Source organism: Pseudomonas sp. NDM (assembly GCF_003105095.1).
Lineage (GTDB): Bacteria > Pseudomonadota > Gammaproteobacteria > Pseudomonadales > Pseudomonadaceae > Aquipseudomonas > Aquipseudomonas moraviensis_A.
The window spans coordinates 1-2,839 of sequence record NZ_QETJ01000287.1 but is presented as its reverse complement, the minus strand read 5'-3'; the positions used below and the strand labels follow the sequence as shown (position 1 = coordinate 2,839).

Below are 2,839 nucleotides of genomic sequence, written 5' to 3'. Positions count from 1 at the left end.
CTTCTCGCGATAGCGGTGGGTCAGAAACGTGTCATTAGCCTGATACACCGCTATCGCGAGCAGGCTCACTCCTACAAAGGATCTATGTGAATTCGCAAGTCTGACAGGAGCTTTTATGACCCAGCTGCGCCGCGTCGCGATCATCGGCGGTAACCGCATTCCCTTCGCCCGCTCCAACGGGCCGTATGCCACGGCCAGCAATCAGGCGATGCTCACCGCCGCGCTGGAAGGCCTGATCGAGCGCTACAACCTGCACGGCCAGCGCATCGGCGAGGTGGTAACGGGCGCGGTGCTTAAATTGTCACGGGATATGAACCTGACCCGCGAGTGCGTGCTCGGTTCGCGCCTGTCTCCAGCGACGCCGGCCTATGACATTCAGCAAGCCTGCGGCACGGGTCTGGAAGCGGCGCTGCTGGTGGCCAACAAGATCGCGCTCGGCCAGATCGATTGCGGCATTGCCGGCGGCGTCGACACCACCTCCGACGCGCCGATCAGCGTCAGCGAAGGCCTGCGCAGGATTCTTCTACAGGCCAACCGCGCCAAGACTACCGGCGAAAAACTGAAAACCCTGCTGCAGTTGCGCCCCCAGCACCTGATCCCCGAATTCCCGCGCAACGGCGAGCCGCGCACTGGCCTGTCGATGGGCGAGCACTGTGAATTGATGGCGCAGACCTGGAATATCCCCCGCGAAGAACAGGATCAACTGGCCCTCGAAAGCCATCAAAAACTTGCCGCTTCCTACAGCGAAGGCTGGCACAACGATCTGATGACGCCGTTCCTCGGCCTGACCCGCGACAACAATCTGCGCCCGGACTTGACCCTGGAAAAACTCGCCACGCTGAAGCCGGCGTTCGAGAAAAGCGCCAAGGGCACGCTGACTGCGGGCAACTCCACGCCGCTCACCGATGGTGCTTCGGTGGTGTTGCTCGGCAGTGAAGAATGGGCCAACGAGCGCGGCTTGCCGATCCTTGCTTATCTGCGCGACGGCGAAGCGGCAGCGGTGGATTTCGTCAACGGTGCCGAGGGCCTGCTGATGGCGCCGGTGTATGCCGTGCCACGCTTGCTGGCGCGCAATGGCCTGACCTTGCAGGATTTCGATTACTACGAGATTCACGAAGCGTTCGCCGCGCAGGTGTTGTGCACGCTCAAGGCCTGGGAAGATCCGGAATATTGCAAAACCCGCTTGGGTCTCGACGCGCCGTTGGGTTCGATCGATCGCAGTCGGCTTAATGTGAAAGGCAGTTCACTGGCGGCGGGGCATCCGTTTGCCGCGACCGGCGGGCGGATTGTGGCGAACCTGGCCAAGCTGCTGGATGCGGCCGGCAAGGGGCGGGGGTTGATCTCGATCTGTGCGGCGGGCGGGCAGGGTGTCACTGCGATTATCGAACGCTGAAAAAGCCCCTCTCCCAAAGGGAGAGGGGACCGAGTGGGGGGATGCTTGAAATCGACGCCGACCTGAGCGTCCTTCACCGAATCCAAAGCTGCGATTCAAGCCATAATCGCTGCGGTCTCTCAGGTCGATGTATTACGGGAGACATCTCGGTCGGCCCCCTCTCCCTCTGGGAGAGGGCTGGGGTGAGGGCAATCAGGTCACACCATCCATGTCAGATTCTGTCGCAAATGCCCTTGCCGGCCGATACCAATCAATGCCACGGTCTCGGCTATGATTCGCCCGGGTCGCTGCGATTGATCCGGCACAGTGTGTGCATCCTCAAGGTTCACAGGTCGGCAACCCCTCCCCGTCGGGCGAGGATTGCCGTATAACGAGTGACATTCGCGTGTTTGGTAATAAAGGACCCACAATAAAAGCTGATGAAGACTCCAAAACGCATTGAACCCCTGATCGAGGACGGTCTGGTCGACGAAGTGCTGCGCCCACTGATGAGTGGCAAAGAGGCAGCTGTTTATGTAGTGCGCTGCGGCAATCAGTTACGTTGCGCCAAGGTCTACAAGGAGGCGAATAAACGCAGTTTCCGCCAGGCGGCCGAGTATCAGGAAGGCCGCAAGGTTCGTAACAGTCGTCAGGCGCGGGCCATGGCGAAGGGGTCCAAGTTCGGTCGCAAAGAGACCGAAGACGCCTGGCAGAACGCCGAAGTGGCGGCGCTGTTCCGTCTCGCCGGCGCCGGTGTGCGAGTGCCGAAGCCGTATGACTTCCTCGACGGCGTGCTGTTGATGGAGCTGGTGGCGGATGAATTCGGCGATGCTGCGCCGCGGCTGAACGATGTGGTGCTGGAGCCGGATCAGGCGCGCGAGTATCACGCCTTCCTGATTTCGCAGATCGTGCTGATGTTGTGTACCGGTCTGGTGCACGGTGACCTCTCCGAGTTCAACGTGCTGCTGACCCCGACCGGTCCGGTGATTATTGACCTGCCCCAGGCAGTCGACGCTGCGGGCAACAACCACGCGTTCAGCATGCTCGAGCGCGACGTTGGCAACATGGCTTCGTACTTCGGGCGTTTCGCGCCGGAGTTGAAGAAGACCAAGTACGCCAAGGAAATGTGGGCGTTGTACGAAGCCGGCACCTTGCACCCGAACAGTGTGCTGACCGGCGAGTTCGACGATCCGGAAGACCTGGCGGATGTCGGCGGGGTGCTGCGAGAGATCGAAGCGGCGCGCCTCGACGAGGAACGCAAGCAGGCCATTCGCGCGGCAGACGACGCACCGAAAGGCAAACCTGAAGAACCGCCTCCACCGCCGTGGATGCAGTGATCGCTTGATGAGAAACCCGGCTTCGGCCGGGTTTTTTGTGCCCGCGCACTTTCCGCAAACGCGAGCGTGCCCTTGTAGGAGCTGCCGAAGGCTGCGATCTTTTGCCTTTGCTTCAAGGACAAGATCAAAA

Annotated in this window: 2 protein-coding genes; both read left to right on the top strand. The window is 61.0% G+C overall.

Going from position 1 to position 2,839, the window contains the following annotated elements; all coding sequences use genetic code 11:
• Nucleotides 1-115 precede the first annotated feature (115 nt).
• The gene (locus DCO47_RS26475) at nucleotides 116-1,393 is read left to right on the top strand and encodes an acetyl-CoA C-acetyltransferase (protein ID WP_116659262.1); all 1,278 of its coding nucleotides are present in this window, start codon (nucleotides 116-118) and stop codon (nucleotides 1,391-1,393) included.
• A 419-nt stretch (nucleotides 1,394-1,812) separates the two neighbouring features.
• Nucleotides 1,813-2,709 (top strand): PA4780 family RIO1-like protein kinase, encoded by an 897-nt coding sequence (locus DCO47_RS26470; protein ID WP_016771829.1) that lies wholly within the window; start codon nucleotides 1,813-1,815, stop codon nucleotides 2,707-2,709.
• Nucleotides 2,710-2,839 lie beyond the last annotated feature (130 nt).